Source organism: Erwinia sp. S43 (assembly GCF_016624745.1).
GTDB classification, from domain to species: domain Bacteria; phylum Pseudomonadota; class Gammaproteobacteria; order Enterobacterales; family Enterobacteriaceae; genus Erwinia; species Erwinia coffeiphila.
Genome location: NZ_JACVTX010000002.1, coordinates 75,724 through 93,212, shown reverse-complemented (window position 1 = coordinate 93,212; position 17,489 = coordinate 75,724). Strand labels below are relative to the sequence as shown.

The following is a 17,489-nucleotide window of genomic DNA, read 5'->3' as shown; positions in this document are numbered from 1 at the left end:
TCAAGAACAATAGGTTTTCATTCTGGCCCAAATGGAATAAGCCCCACGGGCCAGACATTTTACTTTTAACCCGATTGATTCAGTTTTACCAGGCCAATGGTTTTCTCAATCACCATCAAAAGCAGGATGGCAATGACGATAAAAATCACCGAAATGGCGTTCACCGTAGGATCGAAAGTCTGGTCGACATAGTTAAAGACCTGCACCGGGACGGTAATCGTGCCGGGAGCGGTCATAAACAGGCTGACCGACACCTCGCCAAACGAGGTAACGGCGGCAAAGACCGCACCGGCTAAAATTCCCGGTTTAATCAGCGGCAGCGTCACCGTGCGGAAGGTATACCAGCGCCCGGCTCCCAGGCTCATCGCCACCGACTCAAGGCGTTTATCCATCGCCGCAAGGCTGACGCTGACGGTGCGCACCACGTAGGGCAACGCCACCACCGCATGGCCGATCGCCAGCCCGCTGAGCGTTCCGGCGATCCCGGCGGCGGTCAGCACGTACAGCAGCGCGATGCCCAGTACCACCTGCGGGATCATCAGCGGCGACAGAATAAATGCCTGTAGCGCCTCGCGGTAGCGGAAATTAAGCCGCGCCAGCGACCAGGCGGCAAAGGTGCCCAGCACCACCGTTAGCGGCGTGACAATCGCCAGCAGCAACAGGCTGACCCACAGTGACTCAGTCCAGGCCGGGTCCTGCAACAGTGCTTCAAACCAGCGCAGCGACAGCCCCTGCGGCGGAAACTGCGGGTAAGGCTCCGGGCTGAACGCCGACAGCACGATCACCACGACCGGCAGCGCCAGAAACAGGTAAACAATAATACCGGCAAGGGTGACGGCCAGGCGGCTCAGCCGCAGCGACAGACGGTGTAAGGCATCAGCCATGATTTTTTTTCTCCCAGCGTTTCAGGAAAATACCGGCCACGCCCGCCACCGCCAGCGTCATCACCAGCAGCGTCAACGACAGCGCCGCCGCCAGCGGCAGATTAGCAATCTGCATCGCCTGCTGATAAATCGCAATGGGCAGCAGCGGCTGCAGGCGTCCGCCAATCAGCAGCGGGGTAATATAGCTGCCTGCGGCCAGCGAGAAGACGATGATAAAACCGGTCAGCATTCCCGGCAGCGTCAGCGGCAGGATCACCCGGCGAAAGGTCATCCCCGGCGTGGCACCCAGGCTCATCGCCGCCAGACGTAGCGCGGGGGCAATCTCATTCAGCGAGGTGATCAGCGGCAGCACGGCAAACGGCAGCATGACCTGCACGAAGGCGATCACCACCGCATTCATATTCCACAGCAGGCTCAGCGGCTGCGGGATCAGCCCGGTAAACAGCAAAAAGCCGTTAATCAGGCCGTTCTGCGCCAGCAGCACAATCCACGCAAAGGTGCGGATCACCACGCTGGTCAGCAGTGGTGAAATCAGTACCACGTACAGCAGCGTGCGCCAGTGACGTTGACGGGCGTTGACCAGCAGCCAGGCGGCGGGCCAGGCAAGCAGCACCGTGATGGCCGCCGTCAGCAGCGACACCCACAGCGTGGTCCAGAGCGCGTGCAGGTACTGGGGATCGCGGAAGATCGTCACGTACTGCGCCAGGCTGAACCCCGGTAGCGGATTGAGCAGGCTGTCGACATCGGTCAGGCTCTGGTCGAACAGCAGCAGCAGCGGCACCAGTAAAAACAGCAGCAGAAACAGCAAGCAGGGCATCAGCATCAGCCAGGGAAACAGGTTACGCGTGCGCATCATCACCCCGCACCTGCTGCGGCAGAACAATCACATCCCCGGCCTGCCAGTGCAGCCAGCAGCGGTCACCCGGCGCGGGCAGCCGGGCGAAGTGTGACTCGGCGGGCTGTACGCGAATTTCTCCCCCGCCCGGCAGATCGCACGCCAGCCGCAGCGTTGCGCCCGCAAAGCTGACCTCTCTGACCACGGCGGCACAGGCATTCACTGCGGCGATACCGGGTTCAGCGCTGTACTGCACGCGCTCGGGGCGAACCACCAGCAGATCCGCATTCACCGCCGTGGCCGCCCGTAGCCGCAGCGGCACGCCGTCGGCGACAAAGTGCTCGCGCGCGGCGTACTCTTCACCCTGTGTCGCGACGGGAAAGAGATTGGCCTGGCCGATAAACTCCGCCACAAAGCGATTGGCGGGCTGGCGATACAGCGCCGCCGGGGTGCCAACCTGCTGCAGCTCGCCGTGGCCGAGGATGCCGATGCGATCCGAGAGCGTCAGCGCTTCTTCCTGATCGTGGGTGACCAGGATAGTGGTGATACCGACGCGCTGCTGGATCGCCCGCAGCTCGTCCTGCATCTCTTTACGCAGCCGCGCATCCAGGTTAGACAGCGGTTCATCCAGCAGCAGCACCTGGGGTTCAATCGCCAGCGCGCGGGCAATCGCGACACGCTGCTGCTGCCCGCCGGAAAGCTGATGCGGCATACGCTGCGCCAGCCCTTCCAGCCGGACCAGCCGCAGCGCATCGGCCACGCGCTTCTCCTGTTCGCTGCGGGAAACCTTACGCACCTTCAGGCCAAACGCCACGTTGTCCCCCACGCTCAGATGCGGGAACAGCGCGTAGTTCTGAAACACCATACCGATATTGCGCTGGTAGGGCGGCAGCGCGGTCACCTCCCTGCCGCCCAGTAAAACCCGCCCCTGATTCGGGGCGAGAAAACCGGCGATGATGTTAAGCAGGGTGGTTTTACCGCAGCCGCTCGGCCCGAGCAGGGAAAAAAACTCCCCCTGCGCGATGGTCAGGCTGACGTCATTCAGCGCGCGGTGGTTGTCGAACTGCCGCGCGACGCCGTCGATGACGACAGAACTCACTGGTTACCGCCCAGCGCCTGGCTCCAGCGACGGGTCCAGTCGGCCAGCTGCGGGGTGGCCGTGCTGTAGTCGATCCAGATCAGCTTGCTGTAGGCCTCTTCACCCACCTTCACCTGGCTCTTGAGGCTGTCGCTGTACTGCACGTCTTTGTTGGTCATGCCGTACAGTGACTTATCCGAGAACGCTTTCTGCACCTCGGGGGCGGACATGGCATTCACCAGTTTGTAGGCGTTGGCGAGATTCGGTGCGCCTTTCGGGATCACCCAGTTTGCCGCACCCACCACCGGGCCGTCCGACGGATAGACAAAATCAATCTTCATCCCCTGCTGCTTCAGCGCAAAGACCCGACCGTCCCAGTACGGCACCACCCACGCATCGCCGCGCTCCAGCAGCGTCTGAATCGCCCCCGGGCTGTCCGGGAACGCCACGGCATTGCCGCGCAGCTCCTGCAGTTTGCTGAACGCCTTGTCCACCGCCGCAGGCTGGTTCAGCTCGCCGCCGAGCGCATGAACCAGACCGGCAAAGAACTGCAGCCCGGCCGCATAGGTCGGTGAGGAAATAGCAACGTGGCCTTTATATTCCGGGTTCCACAGATCCAGCCAGCTTTTCGGCGGGTTTTTCACCAGATCGGTGCGGTAGGCCAGGCCCAGCTGACCGAGGCTGAACGCGGCGGCATAGGTCTGATTATCGTAAACAAAACGCGACTGCACGGTTTTATACAGGTTGTTCAGGTTCGGGATATCTTTGGCATCCAGCGGCTGCAGCAGCCCCGCCGCCTGTGCGCGCTGGACGGTATCGGGCTGGAACACCACCACGTCATACGGCGCGCGGCGTCCCTTGGCGGCACGCAGTTTGGCGAACCATTCCGCGTCCGCGCCCGGCACGATGGTGAGCTTCAGGTGATTATCTTTGGCAAACTGCTCAAGGCCGGAGGCGCGGATGTTTTTTTCCCAGTCTCCGCCGTAAACGCCCACGACCACCGAATTGCTGGCCTCGGCCGCAACGGCGGCGTGGCCGATAAAGATGCCCACCAGCGCGGCGAGCAGACGTTTTTTATTATGAATATTAGGCATGGTTGTCTCCTGGTATTAAGGTCTCTGAAACGGCAAGCTGCTCCGCCAGCCTTTCCAGCGTGTCGGCAAAGGCACGCCGCGCAGGGGTTGGATCGGCAGAAACAGAACGGGGGAAATTCTCCGGCAGGCTGCCCAGCGCGGCGGCAAAGACCGCCTGCTTATGGCGCTGCCGTTCGGCCGGGCTGAGCGGATACAGCAGCCGGTTCAGCCGGGTCAGTGCGGCACTGTCAAACACGCTCAGCCAGTTGGCCCGCGCGTCAGACGTTGCATTATCGGATTGGCGCGGCTGGCTGCGGGCGGCTGCCGTGGCGGCGTCATCAACGCCCTGTGCGCCGATCGCCACGCCGTAGTGCCGCAGCGCCTGTTCGGCGGTCAGCAACTGGTTATCCACATCCCGCTGCACCGCAAGGGGATCGCGCAGCCAGGGATCGCCCCAGCCGCCGCCGCCCGGGGTTTGCAGCAGCACTTCATCGCCACGGTTGACGCTGAGCAGATCGATTTTGCCGAGTTTTTTCGCCTCGGGGCTGTCAGGATTTAAGGTCAGCGTGGTGGGCGCACCGGACTGACCGCCCTGCACGCCCCACGGCTGGAACAGCATACGCTCCAGGCCGCGCGCCAGCAGGGTGCTGTCGTCCTGTAAAATCCGTACACGGATCTGCTGGCCCATACCACCGCGCCACTGGCCCGCGCCTGCGGAACCGGGCCGCAGCGCGTACTGGCGAATTTCGATTTGAGTTTCCGCCTCTACCATCTCGACCGGGTTGTTCGCCAGGTTGGAGATACTGTTATCGCGGCCATCGATGCCGTCGCGCCCTGCCCGCCCACCGCCGCCGCCGACCAGCGGCTCAATCACCTGCACATTCTGTTCCCGGCCGTGACGCGCCGACTCGGCAATCACCAGCGGGATAATGGTTCCGCCGCTGGCGGCAGGCATCACGTCGGGCAGCGGCTGGCCCAGCAGTCCGTTCAGCAAGTCGTTTACTCTTACCGCCGCCGCATGGCGCACGCCCACCGCGGCCGGGTAGTGCGGATTGACCAGCGATCCCGGTGGTGCATACAGCGTAACCGGGGCCAGCAGGCCCGCATTCAGCGGCACCGTTTTATCCAGCGTGCACACCAGTGCAAGTATCCGCAGCGTCAGCCACGCGTGGGGATCGCCGTGGCTGGGAATATTGATGGCGGCCGCCACCTGCGCGTCGCTGCCGGTAAAATCCAGGTGGACCTGGCCGTCAGTAAAGGTGGCGGTTATCGCCAGCCGTACCGGCAGGCCGCTGCCTGCGGCATCATCCAGATAGTCTTCAAACTGATAAACGCCGTCGGGAATGCGTTTCAGCACCTGTCGCGCACGCGCCGCCGAGTAAGCCTGCAAATCCTGCTGTGCCTGGCGCACCGCCGGAACACCGTGCTGTGAGGCAATCCGGCTCAGACGCTCGCGGCCCGCATTCAGCGCCGCCAGCATCGCCTGAATATCGCCGCTAATCGCCTCCGGGGTGCGGCTGTTGGCGGTGAGGATCGCCATCACATCGCGATTCAGCTCCCCGGCGCGCAGCAGCTTCACCGGTGGGATCTGCAATCCTTCCTGGTAGATATCGCTATTGGTGGGGGAAATGCTGCTCGGCACGCGCCCGCCAACGTCTGAGGCGTGCAGGAATGCCCAGCCCCACGCCACCAGCTCACCGTCAATAAACCACGGCGCCAGCAGCTGCAGGTCGGGAAGATGGGTGGCCAGCCCCCGTGAGCGCCACGGATCGTTGGTCAGGATCACATCGCCAGGAGCCACTTCTCCGACGGCGGAAATCGCCGTCAGGGCATTCAGCCCGACGAAGCCGGACACCCCAATGCCTTTGGGATAGGCAAAAAAACGCCCCTGCAAATCCGCTACCGCGCAGCAGAAGTCGGCGGTTTCTTTCACGTACAGCGTGCGGCCGGTGCGTTGCAGAATATGGCACATCTCTTCCGTCAGCGCGGTGAGTTTCTGGTTGAGAATTTCAAGCGTAATCGCATCAAGCTTCATGCCGTGCCTCCCGGAATACGGACGATCAACAGATTGCCGTGGGCATCGGGACGCGCCGTCCAGCCCGGTAAAATCACCGTGGTCGTGTCATCCTGTTCGATGACCGCCGGGCCGTGAATCGTACTGTCGGTGCGCAGATTCTCACGCTGCCAGATCGCGGCGTCCATCCAGCCGTCGGTCAGGAAAACCGGCCGACTCGCCGGGGCAACGTGGGCCGTTTGCGCATCGAACGGTTTGTCCTCAGGCTGCGGCAGCGCCGCATTCAGATACAGGCGCAGCGTCGTCAGCTCAACGGTGGCTTCCGGGGTAATAAAGCCGTAGCGCTGCTGGTGCAGCTGCTGGAATCTGGCCCTGAGCTGTTCCAGCGTAACGTCCTGCGGAGAACCGAGGCTCACGCTGAGCTCGTAGGCCTGCCCGACATAGCGCATATCCGCTTCCACGCCATAATCAACCCGGCGGCTGAGGCGGCTGGCCTGCTGAGTAAACCAGCCTTCGGCCAGCTGATGCAGTTCTTCAAGCGTGGCGGCGATTTTGCTCCAGCTGCCCGCCGTGAGCGTTATCCGCAGGCTGCGGACAAAATCTCGCCGGATATCTGCGCCGATAGCGCCGTCGGCGCAGAACGTTCCCGGGCGCAGCGGCACCAGAATACGTTGCAGCCCGGCTTCGGCGGCGAAGAAGTTGGCGTGCGTCGGGCCTGCGCCGCCAAACGGGATCAGCGTCAGCTCATCGGAGGCAAGACCGCGCTGCGCCAGCGCCTTGTTCAGCTCGGTGGCCATCTGGGCCGTTGCCACCGCAATCGCACCGCGTGCTACCTCGGCTGCTTCCATCCCCAGCGTTTCGCCTATTTGCTGAAGCGCACGCGTGGCGGCTTCACGGTCCAGTTCGATACTGCCCGCCAGGCGGTTTTCAGCAGACAGGATGCCGCTGACCAGGTAGCAGTCGGTCAGCGTCGGCTGCGTGCCGCCGCGCCGGTAGGCAACCGGTCCGGGATCGGCTCCGGCGCTTTCCGGCCCGACTTTCAGGATGCCGTATTCATCCACCTGCACAAGCGAGCCACCGCCTGCGCCGATGGCCGATACGCCGACCACCGGCAGGATCAGCGGCAGGCCGCCGATTTCGGTGCGGTTTACCCGCTCGATTTCCCCTTCTGCCGACAGCGAAATATCGCTACTGGTGCCGCCCATATCGAAGGAAACGAAGCCGCGGCCCGCGGCAAGCCGCGATGCGGCCGTGACCCCGGAGGCCGGACCGGAGAGCAGCGTATCCACCGGGCGCTGCTGAGCGGCATCCAGCGGCAGCACGCCGCCGTTAGAGGCGGTGATCAATAATGGAACCTCAATCCCCTGCCCGGTCAGCAATGTGTTAAGGCGGGTAAAGTAGCGCTGCATCAGCGGCTGGATATAGGCGTTAAGCCCGGCCACCAGCGTACGTTCATATTCGCGAATTTCCGGCCACAGCTGCGCTGAAGAGAGTACCGGCACATTGCCGAGCCTGGCGGCCAGTGCTGCCGCCAGTTCCGCTTCCCGCGCCGGGTTGGCATAGCCATTGATGGTCACCAGCGCCACCGCGCTGACGTTTAACGCGGCCAGTTCTTCGGCAGCCTGTGCCAGCGCGGCCTCGCTGGGCCACTGCGTTACCTCACCCTCTGGGTTGAAACGCGCCGGGATCTCCACCACGCGACGGCGTGGTAAAAACGGTGCTTCGCGGTCGGCGTGAAAATCGAACGAGGACGGCATACGGGCGCGGGCAATCTCCAGCACATCGCGAAAGCCCTCGGTGATCGCCAGAGCAATATCCGCCCCGCGACGCTGGATAATGGCATTCAGCCCCAGCGTGGTGCCGTGCAGTACCAGCGACAGCGCGCTGGCCGGTAAATGGCTTTTTTGCAGGATCGCCTGTAGCCCTTCACTGACGGCAAGGGCAGGATCGGCGGGCGTACTGGGTTGTTTATGGTAAAAACGCTGCTGGCGCTGCGGGTCAAATAGAACAAAGTCGGTAAAGGTTCCGCCGACGTCCACGCCGACGGTTGCGTCGGCTGCGGGGCTGTTATCCACCTTACTTCTCCTGCATTACAAGTCACTGAGATAATCGGTACGGTCTGTAACCCCTTAATCTCCCTTGATTTGCCGGATATCACGACTAACAAAAATGACTTAGCTTTGCCGAAAAATGCATGAAGTGGATTCTTCACTTGATGGCTACTGAGATAAAATATCACTCACAATAGATTTAAGAGTTTTAATATAAGCTTTTAGAGTGGATTTATCGCTTTTAAAGGCGTTAAAACAACTCTTGTGATAGACTTGCGGTTAAAATTATTTGCTGACATAAAAGAGCTTAAAACACCCCTTGTCGGTGATTTAAACTATCAGGAGCGTTTATTATGTCTCTTAAACTCTATTCTGAATCGACACTGATTGCCCAGCTGGGGCAACGCCTGCGCGAACATCGTTTACGCCGCAACCTGCTGCAAAAAGAGCTGGCCGAAAAGGCGGGGATTTCAGTCTCAGCGCTGAAAAAACTGGAAAGCGACGGTAAAGTGACGCTGGAAAACTTTATGAAGGTCGTGTTCGCGCTGCGGCTGGAGAGAGAGATGACCGGCCTGTTTCAACTCCCGGCGATGAGCATTGCGCAGGTTGAGGCGCTGAAAGCGCCCACGCGGCAGCGTGCGGCTAAACGCAGGGCGCGGCCTGCGGCGCAGGATGCAGGCAGAACGAGGGGAAATCATGAAAAATAACTACGCCCCGCTCCGGCGGCTGGACGTGATCTACGAAGGCTGGGGAGAACACTGGGTGTTGGGTACGCTGGCCGAAGGTCGCCAGCGCGGCGAATGGCTGTTTGAATATTCCGCACAAAGCATCGATCGCGGCATTGAGTTTTCGCCGCTGCTCCATCCGCCGGTCAGCACCACCTACGCCGATTTTGAACGCCATCAGGAAGGTATCCCCGGTTTTATTGCTGACTCGCTGCCCGACGGCTGGGGGCGGCTGTTAATGGACCGGCTCCTGCGGCGCAATGCCATTGAGCCTGCGGCACTCTCTCCGCTGGACAGGCTGGCGATGCTGGGCAGTAACACCATGGGTGCGCTCACTTACCGGCCGGTGATGGAGGTTCCGGGGCAGGCAGCGGAGCAGCATACGATTAACGATTTGATGCTGCTGGCGCGTGAAATCGAAGTGGAGGTTGCCGGACTGGATTCTGACGTGCTGCCGGAGCTGGTGCGGCTGGGCGGTTCCCCGCACGGTGCGCGCCCCAAGGTGCTGCTGGATTTCGAAGCCGCCAGTGGAAAAATCCATTCGTCGCCGTTTGCCGGCAGCGATCCGTGGCTAATCAAATTCCCGGCGGCGCAGGAAGCCGCCTGGGTCTGCCCGCTGGAAGAAATCTATGCCCGGCTGGCGAGAAAAGCCGGTATTGAATTCCCCGAAAGCCGCTGGTTTGCGCTGGGCGACGGACTGTCGGCCTTCGGCGTGAAGCGTTTCGATCGCCAGCAGGGCATGCGGGTGCCGACCCTCAGCATGGCGGGTGCATTGCAGGCCGATTTCCGCCTGCCCTGCCTGGATTACAGCGATATTTTGCAGGCCACGGCGATGATTACCCGTTCGGCTACCGAGCGGGAAGCGCAGGCACGCCGCATGGTGTTTAACGTGATCATGAATAATCAGGACGATCACGCCAAAAACTTTGCCTTCAGTCTGAATCAGAACGAGGAATGGCGGCTTTCGCCCGCCTACGACATCACCTTCCAGAGCGGACCGGGCGGCCAGCACCAGTCTTCCGTTGCCGGACACGGGAAAAACATCAGCCGCAGGGCACTGATGACGGCCGCGAAATCGGCCGATATCAGCGAAAAGACGATGAATGTGATTATCGAAGAGGTCTGCGACGTTGCCACCGCCTTTGTCGCTACGGCAAAAGCGCTGGGCGATGCGATTCCGGCGGCGGTGCTTAACGAGGTAAACGCGAAGATTCAGGCCAGCATCCGCGCGCTTTAACCCGGTGAGAAGGCGAATGCCGGTTCCGCCGCTGCGGGCAACGGCGGCTGACGCGCTTCCGCCCCGCCAACCGCCGACAGAAGCTGGCGGGTCCAGGCGTGCTGTGGCCGGTGCCAGACATCAGCCGCATCCCCTGCTTCAATGATTTCCCCCTGATTCATCACCATAATCCGGTCTGACATATAACGCACCACGGCCAGGTTGTGGGAGATAAACAGATAGCTCAGACCCAGTTCCTGCTTCATCTCCAGCAGCAGATTAAGGATCTGCGCCTGCACCGAGACATCCAGTGCGGAAACCGCCTCATCGCAGATCACCAGCCGGGGTTTAACAATCAGCGCACGGGCAATGCCAATACGCTGGCGCTGACCACCGGAGAACTCATGGGCGTAGCGATGCAGCGACTGCCTCGGCAGGCCCACCCGGTCCAGCATGGTATGAATGCGCTGTAATCGCTGTGATGCCGGAGCGGGATCGTGCAGATGCAGTACGGAATCCAGAATAGTGAAAATGGTTTGCCGTGGATTCAACGACGCGTACGGGTCCTGAAAAATCATCTGCACGCTGCTGCGCAGGTTTTTCAGCCCGGATTCCGGAAAAGGGGTAAGATCCTTGCCGTCCAGCAGAATCTTACCGCTGTCCGGGCGCAGCAGGCGCAAGATACTTCGCGACAGGGTTGATTTCCCGCAGCCCGATTCGCCGACCAGGCCCAGCGTTTCACCGGCGTGTAAATCAAAGCTGATGTCTTTCAGGGCGGGGATGCTTGTGCGGCCCCGGCTGTAGCTCACATTGAGCTGGTTTACCGACAGCAGCGGCTGCGTTTCCCGCTGGCTGGCCGCCTCAGGAAACGACAGCGTAGCGGGCTGATGGAGATGAAAGCGATCGGCACCGTCGTGGCGAATTTCGGTGAGCAGGCGCTGGCGATAGTGCAGATCGCGCTCGCCCATCAGCGAGGCGGCCATCAGGCCACGCGTATAATCATGGCCCGGCTGGTGCAGTATCGCCTCGGCGGACCCCTGCTCGACAATCCTGCCGTTGTGCATCACGGCGACGCTATCGGCCCAGCGGGAAACCAGCCCCAGGTCGTGGGTGATCATCAGTACGCTCAGCGAAAGTTCCCGGCGCAGCCGGTCCAGCAGCGACATAATGCTGGCCTGCACCGTGACGTCGAGTGCGGTCGTCGGCTCATCGGCGATCAGCAGTCGGGGTTCACAGGCAACGGCCATCGCAATCATTACCCGCTGCCGCTGGCCGCCGGAAAGCTGATGCGGAAAATCATCCACCCGCCGGGCAGGATCGGGAATATTCACCAGCGCCAGCAGTTCGATGGCGCGGGCGCGGGCCTGTCTGTGCGACAGACGCTGATGAATCCGCAGGGTTTCTGCGATTTGCGCCCCGACGCTGTACACCGGATTCAGTGAGGTCATCGGCTCCTGGAAAATCATCGACAGCGCATCACCGCGCAGTTTTCGCAGGGCGGACGGCGGCAGTTTCACAACATCGCGTCCGGCAAATTCAATGCGCCCGCTGACCTTTGCCTGGTCTGACAGCAGCCCCATAATTGCCAGCGCGGTGGCGGATTTCCCGCTGCCGGATTCGCCGACCAGCGCGAGCATTTCACCCTGTACCAGGCTGAAATTCACGTTGTTAACCGCGGCATGACTGCCGAAACGAATGTGCAGATTTTCCACGGAGAGAAGCGGTTGCATTATTGGTCACTCAGTCTTGGATTAAAGGCGTCATTCAGCGCATCGCCCAGCAGATTCAGCCCCAGCAGCGTTATCACCAGCGCAACGCCCGGCTCGGCGGTCAGATACCATGCGGTGCGGAGCATTTCCCTGCCGCTGCCGATCAGGAAACCCCAGCTCACGACGTTAGGATCGCCCAGGCCGAGGAAGGACAGTGCGGCCTCCATCAGTATGGCGGAAGCCACCATCACCGATGACGTCACCACGATAGCCGGGAGGGCATTGGGCAACATCTCGCGAAAGATGATGTGCGCAGAGGAAAAACCCTGGCAGCGGGCGGCCAGCACAAAGTCAGACCCGCGCAGAGTACGGAATTCAGCCCGCACCAGTCGCGCGATGGTCGGCCAGGTGGTGGCACCAATACTGAGGGTGATTAAGGTTACTGTCGGCGTAGAGATAGCCAGAATGATAATCACCAGCAGAAAGGCGGGCATGGTCTGAAACAGCGTGGTGATACGCATCAGGAGATAGTCAACGCTGCCGCCGAAATAGCCGCTCAGGCTGCCGACCAGCGAACCGAGGAGCAGCCCGATCAGCGTGGCACCCAGCCCAATCAGCAGCGAGACGCGCGCGCCGTGAAAAATACCGGCGGCCAGATCGCGCCCCATCGCATCGGTTCCCAGCGGCCACGCCGGGTCGGTAAACGGCGCCAGCAGCGGTGAGGCGACCATATCCAGCGGATCGCCGGGGAACAGCCAGGGGGCGATAACGGCCATCGCGACGGTCAGCAGCAGGATAATTAACCCGGCGATGCCCGCCGGGTTGCGCAGAAACTGGCGCAGGGCGCGGCGGTTAACCGGGGAATGAACAGATACAACGGACAGAGTGGCCATAGATCATCTCGCAATACGGGGGTCTAACCAGGCGTGGAGAAGATCCACAATAAAGTTGGCGAGTATCACCATCAGTGAGGAGAACAGCAGGATGCCCAGCAGGATATTAACGTCGCGCGCCATCACCGCATCCAGCGCGAGCCTGCCCAGCCCCGGCCGGGAAAACACCGTTTCCACCACCGCCGCGCCGCTGAGCAGCGTCGCGATATGCATACCGCTCACGGTGACCAGCGGAATTAACGCGCAGCGGAGGGTGTGAACCAGCGTGACGCGCAGCGGCGACAGCCCTTTGGCATGAGCGGTACGCACAAAATCCTGATGGGCGATTTCCAGCATCGCCGCGCGCGTCAGGCGAGCGTAAATCGCCAGGAAAAAACTCGCCAGCGACAGAACCGGTAACACCGCATGCTTCAGCCGATCGCTGATATAGGCCCAGCCGTGCAGATCGGCACCGATAGTCATATTGCCGTTGCTGGGCAGCCAGCCGAGGTGCACGGAAAACAGCACCAGCAGCATCAGTCCAATCCAGAATCCGGGCAGGGAATAAAGCAGCAGGCTGACGAGTGATAATACCCGGTCAGGCCAGCGCCCGACGAATAACGCCATCAGCACACCGAAAATTACGCCAATAATTAACGCAATGGCCTGCGCGGCCAGCATTAAAATAAGCGTGGCGGGGAGCCGTGAAAGAATCAACGTGCTGACCGGAGTATTAAAGCGGGGGGAAAATCCCAGATTACCCTGCAGGATGTGGCTGCCCCAGTTAAGAAACTGCTGCCAGCCGGGCAGGTTCAGACCGTACTGCTCACGCATCAGCGCCATGCTGGCGGCGCTGGCTCCGCCCGACTCCCCCGCCAGTACGTCAACCGCATCACCGGGAATAGTTTTGAGGATGATAAACATAATCAACAGAATACCAATAAACGTTGGCACGACCTGAAGCGCACTTTTAAACAGAAATATCAGCAGCCAATGGCGCTCTCGCTGCATAGCCAGCGTCCTTAAATCACAATCTGTGGAGAGGGTCGAAATTAACAGGCGATGTTTTTCTCACTTAATAATTTTTCCGGGAAACCTTTTCTGAAATAAGACGATTGAGGAGCCATGACCGCTTTTGCAAATATCGAATGAGTTAACCCGAAATACTCAGTAGCCATCGTTTACCTGATGCCGGTTAATGACGCCCTCCACTTTTTATTATGTATAAAGGCGAAGGTATGTCAGAGAGAGGGGGTAACGGCCCCGTTAACCGGGTTGCTGTAGATGTTGGCGGGACATTTACCGATATCGTGATGCTGCACGGCAGTACGCAATTTTCCGCAAAAATTCTCACCAGTGCCGACGCACCGGAACGTGCGGTGATTACCGGCATCAGCGACGTGCTGGATCAGGCGAAATTAACGTTCAACGATATTGATGCGCTGATTCTGGGGACGACACTAGCCACCAATGCGCTGATTGAACGCAAAGGCGCGCGTACGGCATTGATTACCACTGCCGGATTCCGCGACCTGGTTGAAATCGGCCAGGAAGATCGCTTTGCCCAGTATGACGTTTTTCTGCAAAAGCCCCGGCCGCTGGTTGAGCGCGAATGGCGCTTCACCGTAGAAGAACGCATTGATGCCCAGGGACAGGTGCGCATTCCGCTCAACGAAGCGCAGGTTGTCGCGCTGGCGGCAGAGCTGCGGGCGCAGCAGTTCGAGAGCGTGGCGATTGGCTATCTGCAAAGCTTTATCAATCCGCAGCATGAACAGCGCACCGCTGAGATCCTGCGCGATTTGCTGCCCGGTGTGACCGTGTCACTTTCCAGCGAGGTCTGCCCTGAAATACGCGAGTACGAGCGACTGTCAACGGTTTCAGCCAATGCTTACGTGCAGCCGCTGGTCGCGGGCTATCTGCACCGCCTGCAACAGCAATTGGCAACGCGCGGTCTGCGGGTTCCGCCCTATCTGATGACCTCCGGCGGCGGCATTACCACCCTGGAAAACGGCATCCGCGAACCGGTCCGTCTGGTGGAATCCGGCCCGGCGGGCGGTGCGATTCTGGCGAGTAATATCGCCAGCCAGCTCGGTCTGCAAAAGGTTCTGTCATTCGATATGGGCGGTACTACGGCCAAAATTTGCTTTATCGATCGTTTCCAACCGCAAATCTCCCGCAGCTTCGAGTTTGGCCGCGTGCATCGTCATCAGAAAGGCTCCGGCTTACCGATTCGTATTCCGGTGATCGACCTGGTGGAAATCGGTGCCGGAGGGGGATCGATTGCCCGCATCGATCATTTGCAGCGCCTGCAGGTGGGGCCCGACAGCGCCGGTTCTGCCCCCGGCCCGGTCAGCTATAACCTCGGTGGTGAACTGGTCACGATTACCGATGCCAATGCGCAGCTGGGGCTACTCGATCCGGCCAGTTTTGCCGGTGGCAAAGTCGAGCTGAATGTTGCTAAAGCCGCTGCGGCGCTGACGCAGCAGATCGGCAAACCGCTGGGGCTGGGAACGGATGAAGCCGCACTGGCGGTTACTGAAATTATTGCCGAGAACATGGCTAACGCGGCGCGTGTTCACGCCACGGAATCCGGTAAGCAGGTGGACAGCTACACGCTGATTGCCTTTGGCGGTGCGGCACCGCTGCATGCCGCCCGACTGGCCGGCAAGCTGGGCATCGATCGCGTGGTGATCCCGCATGCCGCAGGCGTAGGGTCGGCGCTGGGTTTTCTGTGGGCACCGGCGTCCTATCAGGCCGTGCGCAGCTTTTATCAGCGACTGGATAACCCCGACTATCCTGCCGTCAATGCACTGCTGGAAACACTGAGCGAGCAGGCCCACCGCATCGTTCAGCAGGCCGATGAAACGGCGGAAGTCACGCTACAGTGCAGCGTTTATCTGCGCTATGCCGGTCAGGGACATGAGGTGGCGATACCGCTTGAGGGGCAGCACGTTGATGAGCAGGAGCTGACCGCACTGCATGAACGCTTTACCCGGACCTATCGCCAGCTCTACGGCCGCAGCCTCGATCACGTGGCGGTGGAAGCCATCAGCTGGACGGTCACTGCCACCACGGCCGCGCCGGAAATTGCCTTCCCTGCTCCCGGCGAGCCGACCGTGCCGACTGCCGGTGCGGCCGAACGCACGATCTACTCCCTTCAACAGCAGCAGCGGATTCAGGTGCCGGTCGTGACCCGTGCCGATATTGCGCACGCGGGGCAGCGCCCCGGTCCACTGGTCGTGGTCGATCCCGAAACCACCACGCTGGTGGATGAACGCTTTACGGTCAGCAGCACCCGCGAAGGCCATCTGCTGTTGGAACGTCAACCCCTGTCAGGAGCGGCACAATGAGCCAACAGGTTATTCAGTCTCAGGTGATCTGGAATCGTTTGATTTCGGTGGTAGAAGAGCAGGCGCAGGCGCTGATCCGCACCGCATTCGGTACTGCCACGCGCGAAGCGGGCGATCTGTCCGCCGGGGTATTTTTACCTGACGGGCGGATGATCGCTCAGGCGGTTACCGGCACGCCGGGGCACGTCAACTCGATGGCGGAGTCGGTTAAGCATTTCCTGCGTGAATTCCCGCTGGATACCCTACAGCCTGGGGATGTGCTGCTGACCAACGACCCCTGGAAAGGCACCGGACACCTGTACGATATCACCATGGTTACGCCGGTATTTCATCACCAGCGCCCGGTGGCGCTGTTTGCCTCTACGCTGCACGTGATTGATATCGGCGGCTTAGGCCCGGGACCGGACGGTCAGCAGATCTGGCATGAGGGATTATTCCTGCCGATCCTCAAATTTATCCATGCCGGACGGCTCGACCAGACCGTGCTGAATATCGTGAAGGCCAACGTTCGGGAACCGGCGCAGGTGGAGGGCGATTTTCTGGCGCTGGTGGCCTGTAACGATGTGGGTGCCCGCCGTCTGCTGACGCTGCTGGACGAGTTTGCCCTGACCGATCTGCTGGAGGTGGGCGAGTATATTTTGACGCGTTCCGAGCAGGCGATGCTGGAAGCGGTCAGAAGCTGGCCTGCCGGCAGCTGGGAAAGTGAACTGTGGGTTGACGGCTACGACCAGCCGCTGCGGCTACAGGCGAAACTGACCCTCGGCCACGACGGCATTCACGTTGATTTTGCCGGCAGTGCGGGCTTCGTTGCTAAAGGGATTAACGTCGTCAAGGCCTATACCGACGCCTATACCTCCTTCGGCATTCGATGCCTGATCGGGGCCGATATTCCCAATAATGCCGGTTCTCTCGGCGTGATTAAAATTGATGCGCCGGAGGGGTCGATACTCAATGCGCCTTATCCGGCGGCGGTCACCTCCCGCCATATTATTGGCCAGATGCTGCCCGACGTGGTGTTCAACTGCCTGCGGCAGGCACGCCCCGGAGAAGTCCCGGCCGAGGGGGCATCCTGCCTGTGGAATATTCAGCTCTCCGGCGGCCATATTTTGCCGGAATACGATGCCGTTAATACCCTGACGCAGCCTCGTTTTTCCATCACCAGTTTTTCAACCGGCGGCACCGGCGCACGTCCCCGGCTTGACGGGCTGTCCACCACGTCGTTCCCCAGCGGGGTACGTAACGTGTCGCTGGAGATCCTGGAGTCGATCAGCCCGGTGGTGTTCTGGCGCAAAGAATATCGTCAGGATTCCGGCGGAGCGGGCCAGCAGCGCGGTGGTCTGGGCCAGGTGATAGAACTGTCACACGGCCAGGATCTGCCAATGGAGCTTGGCGCGGCGTGGGATCGCATTCACTTCCCGGCGCAGGGTGCCGAGGGCGGTCTGGCCGGTGCACCGGGCCGGGTGACGCTCTCCACCGGCGAGACGCTGTCCGGTAAAGGTCGGCAGATTGTGCCGCCAGGCAGTCATCTGATTGTGGAAACGCCCGGCGGCGGCGGGCTGGGCAATCCCCGCGAACGCCCTGCCGCCAGCGTTGCCCGCGACCTCACCCACCAGCTTATCAGCCCCCAGGCCGCTGCGACATCGTACGGCCATTCGGCTCAATCAACGAATAAAACGGAGTAA

At 61.0% G+C, this 17,489-nt stretch carries 13 protein-coding genes; 4 read left to right on the top strand and 9 right to left on the bottom strand.

Annotated elements, in window-relative coordinates:
• Positions 1-65: 65 nt before the first annotated feature.
• The 6 genes from IBT47_RS02655 to IBT47_RS26940 are packed head-to-tail and all read right to left on the bottom strand — an operon-like array spanning position 66 to position 7,959.
• Positions 66-884, bottom strand: coding sequence for an ABC transporter permease (locus IBT47_RS02655; RefSeq protein WP_105591778.1), 819 nt, complete (start codon positions 882-884; stop codon positions 66-68).
• Positions 877-1,740 carry an ABC transporter permease gene (locus IBT47_RS02650; RefSeq protein ID WP_200559049.1) on the bottom strand — a complete coding sequence of 288 codons (864 nt, stop codon included), beginning with the start codon at positions 1,738-1,740 and terminating at the stop codon, positions 877-879. The genes IBT47_RS02655 and IBT47_RS02650 overlap by 8 nt, the downstream gene beginning before the upstream one ends.
• Positions 1,724-2,818, bottom strand: a complete 1,095-nt coding sequence (locus tag IBT47_RS02645; protein ID WP_200559048.1) for an ABC transporter ATP-binding protein — start codon at positions 2,816-2,818, stop codon at positions 1,724-1,726. Before IBT47_RS02645 ends, IBT47_RS02650 begins: the two co-directional genes overlap by 17 nt.
• Complete coding sequence (locus IBT47_RS02640; protein ID WP_105591776.1) at positions 2,815-3,891, bottom strand: PotD/PotF family extracellular solute-binding protein; 1,077 nt, start codon at positions 3,889-3,891, stop codon at positions 2,815-2,817. The genes IBT47_RS02645 and IBT47_RS02640 overlap by 4 nt, the downstream gene beginning before the upstream one ends.
• Positions 3,884-5,905, bottom strand: coding sequence for a hydantoinase B/oxoprolinase family protein (locus IBT47_RS02635; protein ID WP_200559047.1), 2,022 nt, complete (start codon positions 5,903-5,905; stop codon positions 3,884-3,886). The genes IBT47_RS02640 and IBT47_RS02635 overlap by 8 nt, the downstream gene beginning before the upstream one ends.
• Entirely contained in the window at positions 5,902-7,959 is a 2,058-nt protein-coding gene (locus IBT47_RS26940) for a hydantoinase/oxoprolinase family protein (protein ID WP_200559046.1), read from the bottom strand. The genes IBT47_RS02635 and IBT47_RS26940 overlap by 4 nt, the downstream gene beginning before the upstream one ends.
• Positions 7,960-8,288: 329 nt before the next feature.
• On the opposite strand from IBT47_RS26940, the gene IBT47_RS02625 reads away from it, so the two are divergent.
• A complete protein-coding gene (locus tag IBT47_RS02625) occupies positions 8,289-8,642 on the top strand; it encodes a helix-turn-helix domain-containing protein (protein WP_200559045.1) in 354 nt (117 codons plus the stop codon).
• Positions 8,632-9,897, top strand: a complete 1,266-nt coding sequence (locus tag IBT47_RS02620; RefSeq protein WP_200559044.1) for a type II toxin-antitoxin system HipA family toxin — start codon at positions 8,632-8,634, stop codon at positions 9,895-9,897. Before IBT47_RS02625 ends, IBT47_RS02620 begins: the two co-directional genes overlap by 11 nt.
• On the opposite strand, the gene IBT47_RS02615 is transcribed toward IBT47_RS02620, so the two are convergent.
• From IBT47_RS02615 to IBT47_RS02605, 3 genes are read right to left on the bottom strand one after another with little or no spacing between them, the layout of a single operon-like run.
• Complete coding sequence (locus tag IBT47_RS02615) at positions 9,894-11,606, bottom strand: ABC transporter ATP-binding protein (RefSeq protein ID WP_200559043.1); 1,713 nt, start codon at positions 11,604-11,606, stop codon at positions 9,894-9,896. The two genes, IBT47_RS02620 and IBT47_RS02615, sit on opposite strands and share 4 nt — an antisense overlap.
• Positions 11,606-12,478: an ABC transporter permease gene (locus tag IBT47_RS02610; RefSeq protein ID WP_200559042.1), complete on the bottom strand. Its 873-nt coding sequence runs from the start codon at positions 12,476-12,478 to the stop codon at positions 11,606-11,608. Before IBT47_RS02610 ends, IBT47_RS02615 begins: the two co-directional genes overlap by 1 nt.
• 3 nt (positions 12,479-12,481) lie before the next feature.
• Positions 12,482-13,468, bottom strand: a complete 987-nt coding sequence (locus tag IBT47_RS02605; RefSeq protein ID WP_200559041.1) for an ABC transporter permease — start codon at positions 13,466-13,468, stop codon at positions 12,482-12,484.
• A 227-nt stretch (positions 13,469-13,695) separates the two neighbouring features.
• Here IBT47_RS02605 and IBT47_RS02600 point away from each other — a divergent pair, with 227 nt between their 5' ends.
• Positions 13,696-15,807: a hydantoinase/oxoprolinase family protein gene (locus IBT47_RS02600; protein ID WP_200559040.1), complete on the top strand. Its 2,112-nt coding sequence runs from the start codon at positions 13,696-13,698 to the stop codon at positions 15,805-15,807.
• Complete coding sequence (locus IBT47_RS02595; protein ID WP_200559039.1) at positions 15,804-17,489, top strand: hydantoinase B/oxoprolinase family protein; 1,686 nt, start codon at positions 15,804-15,806, stop codon at positions 17,487-17,489. Before IBT47_RS02600 ends, IBT47_RS02595 begins: the two co-directional genes overlap by 4 nt.

What these genes read in the sequence shown, in the direction of transcription:
- IBT47_RS02610 (WP_200559042.1), bottom strand. Translation starts at nt 12,478, where the DNA reads ATGGCCACTCTGTCCGTTGTATCTGTTCATTCCCCGGTTAACCGCCGC.
- IBT47_RS02615 (WP_200559043.1), bottom strand. Translation starts at nt 11,606, where the DNA reads ATGCAACCGCTTCTCTCCGTGGAAAATCTGCACATTCGTTTCGGCAGT.
- IBT47_RS02620 (WP_200559044.1), top strand. Translation starts at nt 8,632, where the DNA reads ATGAAAAATAACTACGCCCCGCTCCGGCGGCTGGACGTGATCTACGAA.
- IBT47_RS02595 (WP_200559039.1), top strand. Translation starts at nt 15,804, where the DNA reads ATGAGCCAACAGGTTATTCAGTCTCAGGTGATCTGGAATCGTTTGATT.
- IBT47_RS02650 (WP_200559049.1), bottom strand. Translation starts at nt 1,740, where the DNA reads ATGATGCGCACGCGTAACCTGTTTCCCTGGCTGATGCTGATGCCCTGC.
- IBT47_RS02600 (WP_200559040.1), top strand. Translation starts at nt 13,696, where the DNA reads ATGTCAGAGAGAGGGGGTAACGGCCCCGTTAACCGGGTTGCTGTAGAT.
- IBT47_RS02635 (WP_200559047.1), bottom strand. Translation starts at nt 5,905, where the DNA reads ATGAAGCTTGATGCGATTACGCTTGAAATTCTCAACCAGAAACTCACC.
- IBT47_RS02640 (WP_105591776.1), bottom strand. Translation starts at nt 3,891, where the DNA reads ATGCCTAATATTCATAATAAAAAACGTCTGCTCGCCGCGCTGGTGGGC.
- IBT47_RS02625 (WP_200559045.1), top strand. Translation starts at nt 8,289, where the DNA reads ATGTCTCTTAAACTCTATTCTGAATCGACACTGATTGCCCAGCTGGGG.
- IBT47_RS02655 (WP_105591778.1), bottom strand. Translation starts at nt 884, where the DNA reads ATGGCTGATGCCTTACACCGTCTGTCGCTGCGGCTGAGCCGCCTGGCC.
- IBT47_RS02605 (WP_200559041.1), bottom strand. Translation starts at nt 13,468, where the DNA reads ATGCAGCGAGAGCGCCATTGGCTGCTGATATTTCTGTTTAAAAGTGCG.